The sequence below is a fragment of the Methylobacterium sp. D53M genome (assembly GCF_053345625.1).
Window position 1 is genome coordinate 1 of sequence record NZ_JBKFAL010000039.1, and the last position, 17,688, is coordinate 17,688.

Sequence of the window (17,688 nt, forward strand, 5' to 3'; positions counted from 1 at the left end):
CTATCGGGATGCGCCAACTCCGCCCGAGATGGCAGACATGGGTCACTGAGAGTATGTTAGCTTTTTAGGCTAGAAAGATGCGTTTTATATTAATTATAGTGCTGAATCAGATTATCTGATGGCGCCGATCAAATCAGAATATTTGTCCGCTTCCTCTTCAAAATCTAATTTTCCCCGCAATGGCCGTTGCTTCTCGTTCCTGCGAAGAAAGCTGCGGCCCCGAATGATTTCGGAGGAAACATGCTGGGGTCCCTTGGCGCCCAGGCGCTACGGCGTTGCCGTTAGGCCGCACCCATGCAGCCAAACTGGATCGTTCTCTCCCTGACCCTGGCCTACATGGCGGCGATGGGGCTGATCAGTTTCTCTGTGCGACGCCATGCGAGGAGCGCGGGAAGCTTTACCTCCGGCGGCACGCGCTATCCGGCGTTCCTGATCGGCTTTCTGCTGATGTCGGAATTCATCGGGACTGCGACGAGCGTCGGTACCACACAGACGGCCTACAGAGTCGGCGTGTCGGCAGCCTGGAACGTCCTCGCCCTCGCCGTCGGATTCGTTCTTTACGCCATCCTACTCGCGCCCCGCTTCAAGGAACTCGGCGAGAATACGATCTCCGGGGCGTTGAATAAGGCCTACGGTCGCCCGACCAAGCTCGCGACCTCAATCATTATGATCTTCGCGCTGCAGATCGTCGCAGTCTCGACCTATGCGGGCGGCGGTACGATCCTGGCAGGTCTTCTCAACGTCGATCGGACCAGTGCCATCGTCATCACGGGTATCGTCGCGACGCTCTATGTCAGTGTCGGGGGGATGCGCTCGGTCATCTACACGAACGTCCTCCATGCCGTCGTGAAGTATCTTGGCATCCTCGCGGCCGTCGCCTTCGGATTGTCTCAGGTCGGCAGCCTCGCGAACCTGCGGGCCCGCGTGCCCGAAGCGATGTTCGCGGTCGATACGGTCGGCTGGTCGCAGATCTTCGCGTGGATGGTCGCCGGCATCGGCGCGGTCTTCTCGACGCAATACGTGATCCAGGCCATTAATACCGTGCAGGACGGGCGCACGGCGCGGCTGGCCAGCTTTTATTGTGCCTTCCTGCTCGTGCCGTTCGGCATCGGCGCCGCCCTGGTCGGTGTCTGCGCGGCGGCGCTGCTGCCGGGAATCCCCGCGATCCAGGCTTTGCCGGGCCTGATCGCCCGGATGGACGATCTACTGGCCGCCATCGTGGTGGCGGGATTGGCGGGGTCCCTGTTCGGCACGATCTCGGCCCTCAGCATCGGCGCCGCCACCCTGCTGTTCAAGGATTTCTATCATCCCCGCCGTCGGAGCGAGGATGGGACATCGTCCCTGCGGTTCGTCCGCAGCATGACGGTGCTCGTCGGCCTGATCCCGATTCCCCTGGCGATCTTCGCGCCGGATATCCTGAAAGTGACCTTCCTCGCGAAATCCCTGCGGGCGACGCTGGCGGTCCTGGTCGTCTTTGCCTTCTACGCTCCGCGCTTCGGCACCCCGCGGGCCGCCGTCGTCAGCATCCTGGTTTCCCTCGTCCTGACGATCGGCTGGTTCCTCGCCGGCGATCCCGGGGGAATCGACAACGCCTATGTGGCCCTCGTCATTCCCCTGGCGGTGATGGGTACCGCCGAACTCCGCAAGAGGACCACGCTCCGGAACGAACCGGTTGCGGCGCCCTGACGGGACGGGGGGCCCGGCGGCGATCTAGCTGCCACCCGCGGACCATGCTAAATAGTGCAGATGTCCGAGGCTCTTGAGATCGCCCATGGCGCCTTCGGCCGCGTCGCGCTCCTCGACATGGACCGCAGCCTCGTCCGCCACGCGCACCCGCATTGCCACGTGCTCCTGAAGGTCGAGGGAGACGATACGCAGTTCCTCGTCGGCGATCAGGTTGTCGCGCTCACCGACGATCAGGCTGTCCTGATCAACGCCTGGGAGACCCACGCCTACCTGCACGATCCCCAGCGGGCCAAGGCGATGATCCTGGCTCTGTACATCGAGCCCGACTGGCTCGGCGCGTTCCGGCGGAATTGGGCTGCGAGCGGGGCGCCCGGTTTCTTCGGACAACCGTCGGGCGCCGTCACACCAACGATTCGCCGGCTCGCCCACGACCTCGCCGCCGAGATGGTCTACGCGCCGCTTTCCTCCCACATCCAGGACGAGTTGCTGTCGAACCTGATGGTCGCCGTGATCGAGCGGTTCACGGCTTGGCGCGAGGAGCCCCTCTCCCTCCGCGCCGCCGCCCGGCGCAACGCTGGCGACTGGCGCATCCGACGCACCATCGCGCGGGTGCGGGCAGAGCCCGGCGCCATGCTGGGCACCGAGGCGCTGGCACGCGAGGCGGGCCTCTCCCGCGCCCAGTTCTACCGCCTGTTCGAGCAATCCACCGGGGCCCCGCCGCATGTCTTCCTGAACGCGATCCGGATCGAGCAGGCCGTCGAGGCCATCGTGAGCAGCGAGGAGCCCATCACCGCGATCGGCATGCGCCTCGGCTTCGCCGCGCCCGCACATTTCTCGCGCTTCTTCCGGGACCACGTCAGCGTACCCCCGAGCATCTTCCGCGGTATCGTCCGGCGGGGCGGGCAGCCCGCTGCCTGACGGCGCCGTCATCAAAGAATGAGACGTTTCGGTAAGTCGCGAGACGCCTCGGCATCGCCGCACCCACACGCAGCCGCCATTCTCCCCGAGATACGGACCCCATCGAGAGGTCCGGCGGAGGAAACGGCTTGGGCATCGTGTCATCGAGCTATGTCGGACGGTCCGTGGAGCGTGTCGAGGACGCCGCCCTGCTCTCCGGGCTCGGCCGCTACATCGACGACCTCGGCACGCGGCCCGGCACGCTGCACGCGGCGATCCTGCGCTCGCCCCACGCCCATGCGGACATCCTTGGCATCGACGTCCAGGCGGCCAAGGCGCTGCCCGGCGTCACCGCCGTGGTCACGGGCCGGGACCTCGACGCCGTCACGACCGGCCTCGTCCCGGCCTTGCGGGCGGCCGTCGATGCCCGCGCCATCGCGGTGGACCGGGTGCGTTATGTCGGCGAGCCCGTCGCCATCGTCGTCGCCCGCGACCGCTACCTCGCGGAGGACGGCTGCGACCTGATCGAGGTGCAGTACCGGGTGCGCCCGGCGGTGGTCGACCCGCTGTCGGCCCTCGCCCCCGACAGCGAGATCCTGCACGAGGGCGTCGGCACCAATTGCGTCAGCGACCGCCGCTTCCGCTACGGCGAGCCCGAGGCGGCCTTCGCGGACAGCCCGCACAGCCTGTCCGTGACCGTGCGCTACCCACGCAACACCGGCTCGCCTATGGAGACCTACGGCGTCGTCGCCTCCTACGATCCCACCGACGATTCCTACGACGTGCTGGCGAACTTCCAGGGGCCGTTCAGCATCCACGCGGTGGTGGCCCGGGCGCTGAAGGTGCCGGGCAACCGCCTGCGCCTGCGCACGCCCCCCGATTCCGGCGGCAGCTTCGGAGTGAAGCAGGGCGTCGCGCCCTACGCCGTGCTGATCGCCGCCACGGCGCGCCTCGTGGGCCAGCCGGTGAAGTGGATCGAGGACCGGCTGGAGCACCTCTCGGCCTCCGTCTCCGCCACGAACCGGGTCACGACCCTCCGGGCCGCCTTCGACGCGGATGGGCGCGTCACCGCGCTCGACTGGGATCAGGTCGAGGATTGCGGCGCCTACCTGCGGGCGCCCGAACCCGCCACGCTCTACCGGATGCACGGCAACCTCACCGGCGCCTACGCCATCCGCAACGTCGCCGTGCGCAACCGGGTGGTGCTGACCAACAAGACGCCGACCGGCCTCGTGCGCGGCTTCGGCGGGCCGCAGGTCTACTATCCGCTCGAACGGCTGATGCAGCGCATCGCGCTGACGCTGGGCCTCGATCCCTTCGCGGTGATCCGCCGGAATCTGATTCCGGCCGACGCCTTTCCCTATCGCACCGCGACCGGCGCCCTCTACGATTCCGGCGATTACCAGCGCGCCCTCGACGAAGCCGCCCGGGACGGCGGGCTCGATGAGCTGAAGCGGCGGCGGGACGCCGCCCGCGCCGAGGGCCGCCTCTATGGGCTCGGCCTCACGGCGGCGGTCGAGCCCAGCGTCTCCAACATGGGCTACATCACCACCGTGCTGACGGCGGAGGAACGCGCCAAGGCCGGGCCCAAGAACGGCGCGCAATCGACCGCCACCATCACCCTCGATCCCGTCGGCTCGGTGACGGTGCAGGTCGCCTCGGTGCCGCAGGGCCAGGGGCACCGGACGGTGCTCGCCCAGGTGGTGGCCGACGTGCTCGGCCTCCCGATGGAGCAGGTCCGCGTCACGGCCGACCTCGATACCGCCAAGGATGCGTGGTCCATCGCCTCGGGCAACTACGCGAGCCGCTTCGCCGCCGCCGTGGCGGGGGTCGCGCACCTCGCCGCCACGCGCCTGCGCGACAGGCTCGCGCGGATCGCGGCGGCGCAGCTGAACCTGCGTCCCGAGGACTTGCTCTTCGCGGGCGGTCGCATCGCCTCGCGATTGAACCCGGATGCGGGCCTGCCCTTCGCGCGGGTGGCCGCCACGAGCCACTGGTCGCCGGGCCTCGTGCCCGAGGATCTCGGCGCGGTGATCCGCGAGACGGTGTTCTGGACACCCCCGGAACTAACGGCGCCGGACGCCGAGGACCACATCAACTCCTCCCTCTGCCACGGCTTCATCTTCGACATCTGCGGCCTGGAGATCGACCGGGTCACCGGCAAGATCATCATCGATCGCTACGTCTCGATGCACGATTGCGGGCGCATCCTGCACCCGGGCATGGTCGAGGGGCAGGTGCGCGGCGGCTTCGCGCAGGCGCTCGGCGCGGCGGTCTTCGAGGAACTCTCCTACGGCGACGATGGCGCCTTCCTGTCCGGAACCTTCGCCGATTACCTGCTGCCCACCGCGACCGAGGTGCCGGATCTACGCATCCTGCACGTCGAGAGTCCGTCGCCCTTCACGCCGCTCGGCGCCAAGGGAGTCGGCGAGGGCAACTGCATGTCGACCCCGGTCTGCCTCGCCAACGCGGTGGCCGACGCCCTCGGGCTCGAGGCCATCGACCTGCCCCTGACCCCCGCCAAGCTCGCTGCCCTCGCGGCGGGCGGGGAGGAACGAGCGCCCCCCGCCGGCCACTCTGCCCCGAAGCCCGCCACGAAGGCGGGCGACCGCACCTTGCGTGGGGAGGGCTCGGCCGCCGTCACGGCTCCGCCGGAGACGGTCTGGGCGATGCTCCTCGACCCGGACGTGCTCGCCTCCGTCATCCCCGGTTCGCACGGGGTGCGGAAGCTCTCCGGCACACGGTTCCAGGCCGACGTCACCCTCGGCGTCGGCCCGGTGAAGGGCCGCTACAAGGCCGAGGTCACCCTCAGCGATCTCGATGAGCCCCGGGCGGTGACGCTCACCGGCACGGTGACGGGTGGCCTCGGCAGCGGCGGCGGCACCGGCCGCCTGACCCTGGAGCCCGACGGCGCCGGGGGGACGCGGATCACCTACGTCTACGAGGCGGCGGTGGGCGGCAAGGTCGCGGCGGTGGGCGGGCGCCTCCTCGACGGGGCCGCGCGGGTGATCATCGGCGGATTCTTCACCGCCCTGGCTCGGCGAGCCGGCGGGTCCGGCGAGCGCAGGCTCCGCCTCCCGGCCGCCCTGCGACGGCTCCTCGCGCGCCTGGGAGTGTCCGCATGAAGCCCGCGCCCTTCGCCTATCTGCGCGCGACGTCCCTGGACGACGCCTTGGAAGCCCTGCGCCAGCACGGCCCCGAGGCCCGGATCATCGCGGGCGGCCAGTCCCTGATGCCGATGCTCAACATGCGGCTGACGAAGCCCGCCGTGCTCGTCGACGTGATGCGCATTCCCGCTCTCAAAGAGCCCCGTCTCGACAAGGGGGCTCTCGTCATCCCGGCGGGCGTGCGGCAGGCGATCCTGCTCGACCGGCCGGGGCTCGCCCGGGACCTACCGCTGCTGGCCGCCGCCCTGCCGTGGGTCGGGCACATCCAGACCCGGGCACGGGGGACGCTGTGCGGCTCCGTCGCCCATGCCGACCCGAGCGCGGAAATCCCCCTCTGCCTCGTGGCGCTGCAGGGCGAGATTCACCTGCGCAGCCGCCGGAAAGTCCGGCGCGTGGCGGCCGAGGACTTCTTCACCGGCATGATGGTCACCGACCGGGCCGACGATGAGATGATCGAGGCCATCGCCTATCCCCTCCGCCGGGAGGGCGCCGGCACCGCCTTCGCCGAGGTGGGGCGTCGGCACGGCGACTACGCCATCGTCGCCTGCGCGGCGGTCGTGGACGGCACCCGGATGCGGCTCGCCGTCGGCGGCGTCGCCGACCGGCCCACCGCCCGTGACTTCCCCCACCTCGACGGCTCGGCGCTGGACGATGCCCTCAACGCCTTCGCCTGGGACCTCGGCGCGGGGGACGATCTCCACGGCACCGCCCGCTACCGCCGCGACCTCGTGCGGAGTCTCGGCCGCCGGGTGCTGGAGGAAGCGGCCAGGGCCGCAAGAGGCGACACCCATCAGGAGGCCGTGCCATGCCACAGCTAGACGCGAAGGGCCGTCACACGGTGGCCTTCACCCTCAACGGGCGCGAGACCACGGTCGAGGTCGAGACCCGCACCCTGCTGACCGACGCCCTGCGCCACGGGCTCGGGGCCACGGGCACGCATGTCGGCTGCGAGCACGGCGTCTGCGGCGCCTGCACGGTGTCCATCGACGGGGTGCCCGCCCGGGCCTGCCTGACGCTGGCCGTGGGGGTCGAGGGTTGCGCCGTGCGGACCGTCGAGGGTCTGGCTCCCGAGCCCGGCCGGCTTGGAGTGCTGCAGGCGGCCTTCCGGCGGCGGCACGCCCTGCAATGCGGCTTCTGCACCGCCGGCATCCTGATGTCGCTCGATGCCTATCTCGTGCTTCGGCCGAACCCGTCGCGCCGGGAGATCACGGAAGTGATCGGCGGCCATCTCTGCCGCTGCACCGGCTACGCGCCGATCATCGAGGCCGCCCTGGAGGCGGCTGCGGAACTCAGGGGCGACATCCCGGCCCCGTCATCCCCGGAGGCCGCCCATGCTTGATCTCGGCACCAGCTTCCTTGCGAGCGTCTCCCGCGATCCCCGCGCCCTGGCCCTCGTCGACGGGGAGACCCGGCTGACCTACACGGAGTGGTTCGCGGTGATCTCCGCGACCGTCGCGGGGCTCGACCGGCTCGGGCTGAAGCCCGGCGACCACCTCGTCACGGTCCTTCAGAACCGGCACGAGGCGGCGACCCTGCACTGGGCCTGCCAGTTCGCGGGTATCGTGATCACGCCGATCAACTGGCGGGCCAAGGCCGAGGAGATCGATTTCGCGATCGAGAACGCGCAAGCCCGCGCCATCGCCTACGAACTGGTCTCGACCGGGAGCCTGCGGGATAGCGCGGCGTCGCAGCGGATCCCGCGCATCGCCGTCGGCACGCCACCCGGCCCCGGCGAGACCGCCTTCGCCGACCTCGCCGCCACCGAAGGCCCCCCGGCGACGCCCCGGGTCGACGCGGAAGCGATCTCGCTGATGCTCTACACCTCCGGCACCACCGCCAAGCCCAAGGGGGTCCCTCGGCGACACCGGGCGGAGCGGGCGGCGGCGCTCGCCCACGTGGCGCAAAACCTCTACGGGCGTGGCGAGCGGACCCTCGGCGTCATGCCGCTCTACCACACGATGGGCGTGCGCTCGCTCCTCGCCATGTCGCTGATCGGCGGGACCTTCGTCTGCCTGCCGCGCTTCGACGTGGCCGGGGCGCTGCGGCTGATCGCGGCCGAGCGGATCACCAACCTCTACCTCGTGCCGACCCTCTATCACGACCTCGTGCACCACCGGGATTTCCCGGCGACCGACACGACCTCCGTGCGCAAGCTCGGCTTCGCCGGAGCGCCGATGACGGACGGCCTGCTCGCCCGCCTGACCGAGGCGTTCCGGCCGGACCTGTTCGTCAACCATTACGGCTCGTCGGAGGTCTACACCTTCACGATCAACCACGAGGCGGCGGTGAAACCCGGCTCGGCCGGGCGGGCGGGCCTCAACACCATGGTGCGCGTCGTGCCCATGGGGGGCGACCCGGACCGGACCGCCGCGCCGGGCGAGGAGGGCGAGATCGCCGTCATCGCCAAGGGCGACGAAGCCTTCGAGGGCTACTGGCATCGCCCCGAGGCCGACGCCAAGGCCTTTCGCGACGGCTGGTACTTTACCGGCGACACCGGCTTCGCCGACGCCGATGGCGACCTCTACGTCACCGGCCGGGTCGACGACATGATCATCACCGGGGGCGAGAACGTCTCGCCCGTCGAGATCGAGAGTCGCCTGTCCCTGCATCCGGCCGTGTCCGAGGTCGCCGTCGTGGGCCTGCCCGACGAGCGCTGGGGCCGGATCGTGGCGGCCTTCATCAAGCGGAGCGGCAGCACCGACGAAGCGGCGCTCGACGCCCATTGCCGGGCGGGCGGCCTGCCGAGTCACAAGCTGCCGCGCCGCTACGTCTTCGTGGACGAGATCCCGAAATCGCCGGTCGGCAAGCTGCTGCGCCGTCAGCTCGTGGCCGGCGAGTACGTGCCCGAGGGCGAGGCCGAGCCCCGCGCCGAAGGCCACGAGGCCGCCTGACACCCCCCAACGAATTTCAGCGAGAGCCCTGCCCCATGACGAGTGACACCCCCACCATCGACCCGCGCCTGACGAACCTCGACGGCTTCCGCGTCGAGATCGACGCCGAGCGCGAGCGTGCCGACGTGATCCTGGCGCGGCCGCCGATGAATGTCATCGCGATGCCCCAGCGCGACGAGATCCGGAAGGTGTTCGAGGCGCTGGACGAGGATCCCCGCGTGCGGGTCATCGTCCTGCGGGCGGAGGGCGAGCACTTCTCGTCGGGGGGCTACATCAAGGGCTTCCTCGACGCCTCGCCCGAACACGTCTCGAAGCTCGCCTGGAACATGGCGGCGCCGGCCCGCTGCTCGAAGCCCGTCATCGCCGCCAACCGTGGCTACACTTTCGGGGTCGGCTTCGAGATCTCGCTGGCCTGCGACTTCCGCATCGTCTCCGAGACCTGCCGCTACGCGCTTCCCGAACAGAAGCTCGGCCAGATCCCCGGTTCCGGCGGCTCGGCCCGGCTCCAGAAGATCGTCGGTATCACGCGGACGAAGGACATCGTGATGCGTTCGAAGCGCATCCCCGGCCGGCAGGCCCTCGACTGGGGCATCGCCACCGAATGCGTGCCCGACGCGGACCTGGAGAAGGCCACCGACGCCCTCGTGGAGGAGCTGCGCGCCTTCTCGCCCATCGCCCAGCGCACCGCCAAGAAGCTCCTCAACGACACCGAGGACGCGAGCCTATCCATCGCCATCGAGCTCGAGGGACACTGCTACAGCCGCCTGCGGCAGGCCGACGACTTCCGTGAAGGCGTCGAGGCGTTCCACGCCAAGCGCGCCCCGCGTTTCACCGGCTCCTGAACCCACCGCGCCGGGGGGCTGCAGGGCAGCTCCCCCCACCCCCGTGACCCCCACGGCACCGCTTCGATCCCGCCCCGGCGGGACACGATGGCGCGCGCCCTGATGGCCCCCGTCCCGACCCAGAGCCCGAACCGGCCCACCGCGGCAACGACCGCATCCCCCGGAGGAACCCCATGCAGACCGCCGCAACCTTCGCATCCGATCCCCCCGCTCACGCCAAGCCCACGGGCCGGCAAACGGCGACGGCCGCCATGGCCTCGCTGTTCGGCTGGGGGCTCGATCTCTTCGACCTGTTCATTCTGCTCTACGTGGCGCCCGTCGTCGGCGCCCTGTTCTTTCCGGCCGACAAGCCGATGCTGTCGCTGGCGGGAGCCTATGCCTCCTTCGCGGTCACGCTGCTGATCCGGCCCCTCGGCTCGGCCCTGTTCGGCTCCTATGCGGACCGGTTCGGCCGGCGCCGCGCGCTCATGGTGGCGGTGACCGGGGTCGGCCTGTCGACGGCGGTCTTCGGCCTCCTGCCGACGGTCGGCCAGATCGGATGGCTCGCCACCGCGATCTTCCTGATCTTCCGCCTCGTGCAGGGCATCTTCGTCGGCGGCGTGGTCGCGGCGTCTCACACGATCGGGACGGAATCCGTCCCGGAGCGGTGGCGGGGGCTGATGTCCGGGGCGGTCGGCGGTGGCGGCTCGGCCATCGGCGGCCTGCTTGCCTCCCTGGTCTTCTACGTCGTCTCGCTCATGGCGCCGGGAGAAGCCTTCACCGAGTGGGGCTGGCGGCTGATGTTCTTCTCGGGTCTCCTGACCTCGGTGATCGGCCTGATCCTCTTCCGCAATCTCGAGGAATCCCCGATCTTCAAGGATCTCCAGGCCCGGAAGGCGGCGCTCCGGGCAGGCGCTCCGGCGGAGGCCTCGCCGATCCGCTCCCTGTTCTCACCGTCCAACCGGAGAAGCTTCGCGGTCGCGACGCTCATCTCCTTCGGCGGCGGCGCGGCCTACTACCTCACGTCCGGCTACCTGCCGACCCTTCTCAAGCTCGTGAACGGCGTGCCGAACGCCACCGCCTCGATGATCCTGATCGGCGCCAACGTCGCGGCGGCGATCGGCGCCTGCGGCATGGGCGAACTGAGCCAGCATATCGGGCGCAGACGGTCGTTCCTCGTCATGGGCGTCGTCCGCCTGCTCGCCTTTCCCGCCCTGTTCCTGACCATGGCGAACACGACGAGCCTCGTTGGGGTCGCGGCCTGCGCCTTCCTGCTGGCGCTCATCGCCAACGCCAGCTACGGGCCGCTGCTGATCTTCCTCAACGAAAAGTTTCCGACGGCGGTGCGGGCCACGGGGACGGGCCTGACCTGGAACATCGGCTTCGCGCTGGGCGGCATGCTGCCGACGCTCGTCTCCCTCGTCGCCGACGGGCCGACGCAGATCCCGATGGTGCTGGCCGTCGTCATGACCGGCGTCACCCTGGTCTATCTTGTCGGTGCCTTCCTGACCGACGAGACGCAGGGCAATCTCGACCGGGCCTGACGATACGGTTCTGCGCGGGCGGAGGCCTCCCATGACGAGTGATCCCCTCTGGACCTTCGCCTGCGCGTTCTACGGCCGGCCCGGCGTCGCCGCGGCCTGCCTCGCGCTCCAGGACGAAGGCGGCGCCGATGTGCCCCTGCTCCTGTACCTGATCTGGTGCGGGAGGACCGGACGAAGGCTGGATGCCTCGGCGCTCGCCGGAGCGGAAGCCCGGATCGGCCCCTGGCGTGGGCAGGTGATCAGTCCCTTACGGGCGATCCGCCGGGCGATGCGGTCGGACATCCTTTCGGGCCAGACGACGGAGGCGCTCCGGGAGCGGATCAAGCTCGCGGAGATCGAGGCGGAGCGCCTCGCTCTCGCGGCTCTCTTCGAGGCCGCGCCGGTCCCGGATATGCCGGCGAGTTCGGGCGGCGAGGCCCTGGCCCTCTATGCCGCGCATCTCGGCCGGACCTGGCCGGAGGCACCGCTGCGGGTTCTCGCGACGGCGCTGGAGGGCTGAGCGCCGGTCAGCCTTCTCCGCTCCGCCAACGCCGGACGCCGGGTGCGTCGATGTCGAACAGGTCGAGAACCCGCCCGATCGTATGGTCCACCATGTCGGCGAGGCTCTCCGGACGCGCGTAGAAGGCCGGAACCGGCGGGGCGATGATCGCCCCCATTTCCGAGAGCGCCGTCATGGTGCGGAGGTGGCCGGTGTGGAGGGGGGTCTCCCGCACCATCAGGACGAGGCGGCGGCGCTCCTTCAGGGTCACGTCGGCGGCCCGCGTCAGCAGGCCGGATGTGACGCCGGTCGCGATCTCGGCCTGGCTCCGCATGGAGCAGGGCGCCACGACCATGCCGCGGGTCCGGAAGGATCCGGAGGCGATCGAGGCGCCGATATCCCCCTGGGCGTAGGTCTTGGCGGCCAGGGCGCGGACGTCGGCGACCTTGAGGTCGGTCTCATGGGCCAGCGTCACCTCGGCCGAGCGCGACATCACGAGATGGGCCGGGATCGCGAGGTCGCGCAGGATTTCCAGGAGACGGATCCCATAGATCACCCCCGAAGCACCCGAGATGCCGACCACGAGGGGCAGCGGTGTCATCGTTCCTCCCGGCCGCAACGGGCGCGGCGACGTTGCCGGTGACAGTATCGGGGTGTGCTCGCCCGTGTCGAATAACGTCGGCTGATCGCTGCCATCAGTCCGGGGGCTCAACCGGTGATGATATGGGCCTGGAGTGCGGCCGCCGCCGCGTTCAACTCTTCTTCAAGGATGCCGATGAGGAGCTGCGCCGCGTGGCTGAGCGGTTTCTGCGGATGGTGGATGATCACCAATTCGCGGGCGATGCGCGGCGCGACGATGCGATAGGCCTTGAGGGACCCGTCGGCGAGCTGTCGGCTGACGGCGATGCTCGGCAGCACAGTGAAACGCGTCGAGCGCGCCACGAAGTCCGCGATCGCGGGGGGCAGGTCGAGTTCGAGCTTCGGGCACAGGGTCACGTCCGCGGCGGCGACACGGCGGTCGAGTTCGACGCGCAGGCCGTGGCGGGTCGACGGCAGGATCAGGTCGAGGGCGGCGAGGTCCGCCATCCGGAGGGGTAGGGGCACCGGCAACGGTGTATCGCGCCCGCCGACCACGACCATTTCCTCGTCGAGGAGGGGTGCCATGACGAGGCCGAGGCGGCGGGCCGGCCGGTTGATCACCGCGAGGTCGAGGGCGCCGCTGCCGACGCCCTCGATGAAGGTGCTGCTGTAGCCATCGGCCAGCGACAGCTCGACCTCTGGGTAGGCCGCCGCGAAGCGAGCGAGGACGCTGGGGATCACGCTCATCGACAGGGACGACAGGATGCCCGCCGTGACGCGGCCCGACACGGTTTGGGACAGGCGCGCCATGGCCGCCCGGGCCTCGGCGACATCCCGCTGGATCGGGTGGACCAGCCGGTGCAGCGTCCGGCCGGCGGCTGTCGGCACCATGGCCTTCGGCTGGCGGTCGAACAGGCGCTGGCCAAGTTCCCGTTCCAGCTTGGCGATCTGCATGCTGAGCGCGGGCTGGACGACGTTCATCCGCTGCGCGGCGCGGGTGACGCTGCCCTCCTCGAACAGGGCGACGAAGTAGGAGATCTGACGGAGATCCATACACGGGACCCGGGCGACACGAGCAACGCGCCAGAGGACCATGCGCGGGCCGGTCGGCGCAATTCAAACCGGCTGATGGGCGGCATCACCAATCGTTATTTTTCCCGCCTGCGGGAAGGGCTTAACGCTTCCTCCCCTGGCAAGCTTGGTTCAGACGACCCCGCCGTGAGGACAGCATGAACGCGCCCACTCCCGTTCGTTCCCTCCGCGACTGGCTCGATCGGCTGTCCGGGGATGGGCGCCTCGCCATCGCGCGGCCGGGAATCGGCTTGCGCCACGAGGCGGCGGCGGTGGCAAACCGCCTCGACGGCCGGCAGGCCAGCCTGTTTCCGCAGCCCGGGGGGCATCCGGGCACCATCGTCTCGGGCCTCGTGTCGAGCCGGGCCTGGATGGCGGAAGCCCTCGGCACCACGCAGGATCGCCTCGTCGCCCATTTCCAGCAGGCCGCCGCCCAGCCGCTCCCCTGGCACGAACGCCACTCCGCCCCCGCGCAGGAGGTCGTCCACCGGGAGGGACTCGACATCCTGAAGCTCCTGCCGGTGCCGACTCTGAACGAGCACGACAGCGGCCCCTACATCTCGGCGGGCCTGATGATCTCCCGGGACCCGGAGACCGGCCTGCAGAACGTCGCCATCCTGCGCTGCCAGATCAGCGGTCCGGACAGGATCGGCGTGCTGGTCCTGCCCCGGCATACCGACAATTTCTACCGCAAGGCCGAGGCCCAGGGCCGGGGCCTCGAAGTGGCCCTCGTGGTCGGCGTCGATCCCGCCTGCCTCCTCGCATCCCAGGCCATCGTGCCCCTCGGCCACGACGAGTTGGAGATCGCCGGGGCGCTCACCGGCCAACCCCTCGACGTGGTCAAGTGCCGGACGAACGGCGTGCGCGTTCCGGCGAACGCAGAGATCGTGATCGAGGGCCACCTCCTGCCTGAAATCCGCGAGCCCGAAGGGCCGTTCGGGGAGTTCCCGCAATATTACGGGGAGCGGGCCAAGCGGCACGTCATGCGGGTCGACGCGGTGACGCACCGGCGCGACCCGATCTTCCACATGATCGTCGGGGGCGGTCTGGAGCATCTGTTGCTGGGGGCGATCCCCCGCGAGGCCACGATCCTCGCGACGCTCCAGCGCAGCTTCCCCGGTGTCGAGGACGTGCATCTGTCCCTGGGGGGAGTCGGCCGTTACCACCTCTACGTCCGCCTGCGGAAGACGCAGGAGGGCGAGGCCAAGAACGTGCTGCTCGGGGCCTTCGCCGCCCACTACGACATCAAGCACGCCGTCGTGGTCGATACGGATGTCGACATCCACGCCCCGCAGGAAGTCGAATGGGCGATCTCGACGCGGTTTCAGGCGGACCGCGACCTCGTCGTCATCCCTCACGCCCAGGGCTCGAAGCTCGATCCCTCGGGCCGCGAGGGGGTCGGCGCGAAGATGGGTCTCGACGCGACCGTTCCCCTCGACGCGCCCCCCATGAAATTCAAGCGCATCCGCGTTCCCGGCGAGGCCGAGGTCGATCTCGACGCGGTGCTCGCGTCCGGCGCCGACTGGCGCGCGGCGATCGGCTGATCCCGTGAACGCCTTGCCCGAAACGGTCGACGTGTTGATCGTCGGCGGGGGCTCTGCCGGCTGCGTGATGGCCCACAGGCTCTCCGCCGACCCGCGGCGCCGGGTGCTCCTCGTCGAAGCCGGCATCGATACACCGCCGGGCCGGGTGCCGGCGGAGATCCTCGACAGCTATCCGACGCCGCTGTTCCATGGCGACACCTACATCTGGCCGGGGCTCGACGCGGCGGTCACCCGCGACTCCCGCGGTCGCATGCGGCGGCGGGCCTACGAGCAGGGCCGGGTGATGGGCGGCTCGTCCAGCATCAACGTACAGGCGGCCAACCGCGGGCTGCCCCGCGATTACGAGGCCTGGGCCGCGCTCGGCGCCGAGGGCTGGGCCTGGGACGACGTGCTGCCGTATTTCCGCAGGCTCGAGACCGACCTCGATTGCGGCGGTCCGCTGCACGGCCATGATGGGCCGCTCCCGATCCGGCGCATCCTGGAGCCCGCATGGCCCCCCTTCGCCCATGCGGTCGCCCGCGCCTTCGATGCGACGGGGCTGCCCCGGCGCGTCGATCAGAACGGCGAGTTCGAGGACGGGATCTTCCCGCCGGCCTTCTCCAACCGGGACGACGCGCGGGTCTCGGCCGCCGCCGCGTATCTAGACGTGGGGACGCGGGCCCGGCCGAACCTCACCATCGCCGCCGGCCTCGAGGTCCGTTCGCTGGTGATGGACGGGCGCCGCGCGACCGGGGCCGTGCTGCGGCGGGGCGACGGATCCGAGCAGCAAGTGAGCGCCGCCTCCGTGGTCCTGTGCGCCGGCGCTCTTCAATCGCCGGTGCTGCTCCTGCGTGCCGGGATCGGCCCGGGCGATGCGCTCTCCGCCTGCGGGATACCCGTCCGGCTGGATCGTTCGGGCGTCGGCGAGAACCTGCGGGACCATCCCGCTTTGACGATGGCCCAGGTCCTTCCCCGCTCGCTCCGTCTGCCCGGGACCTTCCGGCGCGCGAGCTTGCTGGCCCTGCGCTATACGTCCGGCCATCCCGGAGGCTGCGCCTCCGATATGTATCTCACCGCCTCCGCCCGTGCCGGCTGGCACGCCCTCGGCGGACGCCTCGCGCTCTACTTCCTCTGGGTGAACCAGCCGCACTCGGTCGGGCGCCTGCGTCTCGATCCGGCGAACCCGTCCGGCCCGCCCGACATCGACCTCGGCCTGCTCTCGGATCGCCGCGATCTCGAACGCCTCGCCTCGGGGATTCGGCTGCTCAGCGACCTCGTGGTCTCGCCCACGCTGAACCCCCGCTCAGACGACCTGTTCCCCGCGAACTATTCGCCGCTGATCCGCCGGTTGAGCGCCGTCTCCCCTCGCAACCGGCGGCTCACCGGCCTCCTCGCCCCCGTGTTCGATGCACCGGCCGTGCTGCGCGCCCCGCTGCTGCGCACCGTCCTAGGCGGCCACGCTTGGGCGACAGTGCTCCAGGACGATGGCGCTCTCGACGACTTTGTCCGGGACAACGTCTTCGGGGTCTGGCATGCGAGCGGTACGTGCCGCATGGGCCGGGCCGACGATCCCGGCGCGGTGGTCGATCCGGGGGGGCGCGTCATCGGAACCGAGAACCTGTCCGTCGCCGACGCATCGGTGATGCCCCGCCTTCCTAGCGCAAACACGAACGTCCCGACCTTGATGATTGCGGAAAAGATCGCGGAGAGGATGATGGTGGAGATGGGATGATCCCTCTCGACACATTCGGCACCTTTGCGGTGGCCGACCTACGGCTGGAATACCGTTTCGTCGGTCCGCAGCCGGACTTGGCGCCGACGCTGGTGTTGCTTCATGAGGGTCTCGGTTCTGCCATGCAGTGGGGCCCGCTGCCGGAAATTCTGGTCGAGACGACCGGATGCGGTGTCCTGGCCTTCTCGCGGCAGGGTTATGGGGCCTCGAGTCCGGTGCCGCTGCCCCGCCGGGCCGACTTTCTCGAACAGGAAGCCTGCACCATACTTCCCCAGGTCTTCGACCTCGCGGGACTGCGAAGAGGCCTGTTGATCGGCCATTCCGATGGCGCCTCGATCGCGGCCCTCGCGTTGGCGGAGGGCGACACCCGCGTGCGGGGCGGCGTCCTCATCGCGCCCCATTTCTTCGTCGAGGAGGCGACGCTGGCCGGGGCCCGACGGGCCCGGGACGCCTACGACAAGGGCGATCTGAAGGTCCGTCTCGGCCGTCGGCATACCGATGTCGAGGGCGCCTTTCGCGGCTGGAACGACGCTTGGTTGGATCCGGCTCGGCGCGGATGGACAATCGAGACAGCCCTCACGCGATGGACCGTCCCGGCACTCATCATCCAGGGAACGAAGGATGCCTACGGAACCAAGGCTCAGATTGCTGCCGCTCGCAGACTTTGCCCTGCCGGTCTGCTGACTGTTTATGAGATGCCGAATGTTGGGCATCACCCACATCGCGAAGCGTTGGCAGAAACTGCCGACGTCATCGCCCGCTTCGTCACCCATGTCTTGAGCAGAGATTAAGTCTTTACAAGACAAGGTCTGATTGGCCTTGACACACACTGTCGCGAGGCCGGGTGCCGGCCCCTTTCCCGTGGGGAGGGGCAGGAGGCGGTGTCAGGTTCGTCGACAGGGTTATTTGGAATCACCTGCCTCCCAGGCCTCACCCAGATCGAGCTTTCCGGATCCGGGCGAGGACAAAGCCCAGCCGTGGTACTGGGCCCGTTCGCCCTCGTTGCCGCCCGACAGCTTTCGGCGAATTCACGTCCTCGACGGAATGACCGGATTGGATCGGGTAAGACGCTGTCCGTTTTGCCAGCAAGCCCCCTCCAGAGCGGACCGGCCGCTTTCGGCCAGACTCCGTCATGTCGGATCGACCTCGGGCGCAGAACCGGACGTTCGGCTTCGCGCCCATGCCGGTCGTGCTGACAGCAATCTGCGCTTCTTGAAAGCAGCCATCCCTTGGCCGTCTGGCGAATTCGGCTTGGCCGTGGAAGGCAATCGTTCCCGCCCGATCCAGGGGGCCGGCTAG

General features: G+C 69.6%; 14 protein-coding genes. 12 read left to right on the plus strand and 2 right to left on the minus strand.

The annotated features are described in order from the left end of the window. The first annotated feature begins 294 nt into the window (after positions 1-294). The 9 genes from ACLBYG_RS29350 (at position 295) to ACLBYG_RS29390 (ending at position 11,505) form a co-directional block, all read left to right on the plus strand. The gene (locus tag ACLBYG_RS29350; protein WP_447683810.1) at positions 295-1,686 is read left to right on the plus strand and encodes a sodium:solute symporter family protein; all 1,392 of its coding nucleotides are present in this window, start codon (positions 295-297) and stop codon (positions 1,684-1,686) included. 60 nt (positions 1,687-1,746) lie between these two features. Then, positions 1,747-2,604: a helix-turn-helix transcriptional regulator gene (locus tag ACLBYG_RS29355; RefSeq protein WP_029357547.1), complete on the plus strand. Its 858-nt coding sequence runs from the start codon at positions 1,747-1,749 to the stop codon at positions 2,602-2,604. Between the two features lie 128 nt (positions 2,605-2,732). Continuing rightward, positions 2,733-5,708 (plus strand): xanthine dehydrogenase family protein molybdopterin-binding subunit, encoded by a 2,976-nt coding sequence (locus ACLBYG_RS29360; RefSeq protein ID WP_447683811.1) that lies wholly within the window; start codon positions 2,733-2,735, stop codon positions 5,706-5,708. Beyond that, positions 5,705-6,568, plus strand: coding sequence for an FAD binding domain-containing protein (locus tag ACLBYG_RS29365; RefSeq protein ID WP_447683812.1), 864 nt, complete (start codon positions 5,705-5,707; stop codon positions 6,566-6,568). Before ACLBYG_RS29360 ends, ACLBYG_RS29365 begins: the two co-directional genes overlap by 4 nt. Continuing rightward, complete coding sequence (locus tag ACLBYG_RS29370; protein WP_029357551.1) at positions 6,556-7,089, plus strand: (2Fe-2S)-binding protein; 534 nt, start codon at positions 6,556-6,558, stop codon at positions 7,087-7,089. Before ACLBYG_RS29365 ends, ACLBYG_RS29370 begins: the two co-directional genes overlap by 13 nt. Beyond that, positions 7,082-8,641: an AMP-binding protein gene (locus tag ACLBYG_RS29375; protein WP_447683813.1), complete on the plus strand. Its 1,560-nt coding sequence runs from the start codon at positions 7,082-7,084 to the stop codon at positions 8,639-8,641. The genes ACLBYG_RS29370 and ACLBYG_RS29375 overlap by 8 nt, the downstream gene beginning before the upstream one ends. A gap of 35 nt (positions 8,642-8,676) precedes the next feature. Next, entirely contained in the window at positions 8,677-9,483 is an 807-nt protein-coding gene (locus ACLBYG_RS29380) for an enoyl-CoA hydratase/isomerase family protein (RefSeq protein ID WP_029357553.1), read from the plus strand. Positions 9,484-9,656: 173 nt separating this feature from the next. Beyond that, on the plus strand, positions 9,657-11,006 hold the full coding sequence (locus tag ACLBYG_RS29385; protein ID WP_447683814.1) for an MFS transporter: 1,350 nt from the start codon (positions 9,657-9,659) through the stop codon (positions 11,004-11,006). Positions 11,007-11,037: 31 nt separating this feature from the next. Beyond that, on the plus strand, positions 11,038-11,505 hold the full coding sequence (locus ACLBYG_RS29390; protein WP_029357555.1) for a TIGR02444 family protein: 468 nt from the start codon (positions 11,038-11,040) through the stop codon (positions 11,503-11,505). A gap of 7 nt (positions 11,506-11,512) precedes the next feature. Here ACLBYG_RS29390 and ACLBYG_RS29395 read toward each other — a convergent pair whose 3' ends face one another. Then, the gene (locus tag ACLBYG_RS29395) at positions 11,513-12,085 is read right to left on the minus strand and encodes a UbiX family flavin prenyltransferase (RefSeq protein ID WP_029357556.1); all 573 of its coding nucleotides are present in this window, start codon (positions 12,083-12,085) and stop codon (positions 11,513-11,515) included. A 107-nt stretch (positions 12,086-12,192) separates the two neighbouring features. Then, positions 12,193-13,116, minus strand: a complete 924-nt coding sequence (locus tag ACLBYG_RS29400; protein WP_091861411.1) for a LysR family transcriptional regulator — start codon at positions 13,114-13,116, stop codon at positions 12,193-12,195. A 176-nt stretch (positions 13,117-13,292) separates the two neighbouring features. On the opposite strand from ACLBYG_RS29400, the gene ACLBYG_RS29405 reads away from it, so the two are divergent. The 3 genes from ACLBYG_RS29405 to ACLBYG_RS29415 are packed head-to-tail and all read left to right on the plus strand — an operon-like array spanning position 13,293 to position 17,180. Further along, the gene (locus ACLBYG_RS29405) at positions 13,293-14,678 is read left to right on the plus strand and encodes a UbiD family decarboxylase (protein WP_447683815.1); all 1,386 of its coding nucleotides are present in this window, start codon (positions 13,293-13,295) and stop codon (positions 14,676-14,678) included. Positions 14,679-14,682: 4 nt separating this feature from the next. Further along, positions 14,683-16,389: a GMC family oxidoreductase gene (locus ACLBYG_RS29410; RefSeq protein WP_447683816.1), complete on the plus strand. Its 1,707-nt coding sequence runs from the start codon at positions 14,683-14,685 to the stop codon at positions 16,387-16,389. After that, positions 16,386-17,180: an alpha/beta fold hydrolase gene (locus tag ACLBYG_RS29415; protein ID WP_447683817.1), complete on the plus strand. Its 795-nt coding sequence runs from the start codon at positions 16,386-16,388 to the stop codon at positions 17,178-17,180. Before ACLBYG_RS29410 ends, ACLBYG_RS29415 begins: the two co-directional genes overlap by 4 nt. Positions 17,181-17,688: the final 508 nt, after the last annotated feature.

What these genes read in the sequence shown, in the direction of transcription:
- ACLBYG_RS29350 (WP_447683810.1), top strand. Translation starts at nt 295, where the DNA reads ATGCAGCCAAACTGGATCGTTCTCTCCCTGACCCTGGCCTACATGGCG.
- ACLBYG_RS29355 (WP_029357547.1), top strand. Translation starts at nt 1,747, where the DNA reads ATGTCCGAGGCTCTTGAGATCGCCCATGGCGCCTTCGGCCGCGTCGCG.
- ACLBYG_RS29365 (WP_447683812.1), top strand. Translation starts at nt 5,705, where the DNA reads ATGAAGCCCGCGCCCTTCGCCTATCTGCGCGCGACGTCCCTGGACGAC.
- ACLBYG_RS29370 (WP_029357551.1), top strand. Translation starts at nt 6,556, where the DNA reads ATGCCACAGCTAGACGCGAAGGGCCGTCACACGGTGGCCTTCACCCTC.
- ACLBYG_RS29375 (WP_447683813.1), top strand. Translation starts at nt 7,082, where the DNA reads ATGCTTGATCTCGGCACCAGCTTCCTTGCGAGCGTCTCCCGCGATCCC.
- ACLBYG_RS29380 (WP_029357553.1), top strand. Translation starts at nt 8,677, where the DNA reads ATGACGAGTGACACCCCCACCATCGACCCGCGCCTGACGAACCTCGAC.
- ACLBYG_RS29385 (WP_447683814.1), top strand. Translation starts at nt 9,657, where the DNA reads ATGCAGACCGCCGCAACCTTCGCATCCGATCCCCCCGCTCACGCCAAG.
- ACLBYG_RS29390 (WP_029357555.1), top strand. Translation starts at nt 11,038, where the DNA reads ATGACGAGTGATCCCCTCTGGACCTTCGCCTGCGCGTTCTACGGCCGG.
- ACLBYG_RS29395 (WP_029357556.1), bottom strand. Translation starts at nt 12,085, where the DNA reads ATGACACCGCTGCCCCTCGTGGTCGGCATCTCGGGTGCTTCGGGGGTG.
- ACLBYG_RS29400 (WP_091861411.1), bottom strand. Translation starts at nt 13,116, where the DNA reads ATGGATCTCCGTCAGATCTCCTACTTCGTCGCCCTGTTCGAGGAGGGC.
- ACLBYG_RS29405 (WP_447683815.1), top strand. Translation starts at nt 13,293, where the DNA reads ATGAACGCGCCCACTCCCGTTCGTTCCCTCCGCGACTGGCTCGATCGG.
- ACLBYG_RS29415 (WP_447683817.1), top strand. Translation starts at nt 16,386, where the DNA reads ATGATCCCTCTCGACACATTCGGCACCTTTGCGGTGGCCGACCTACGG.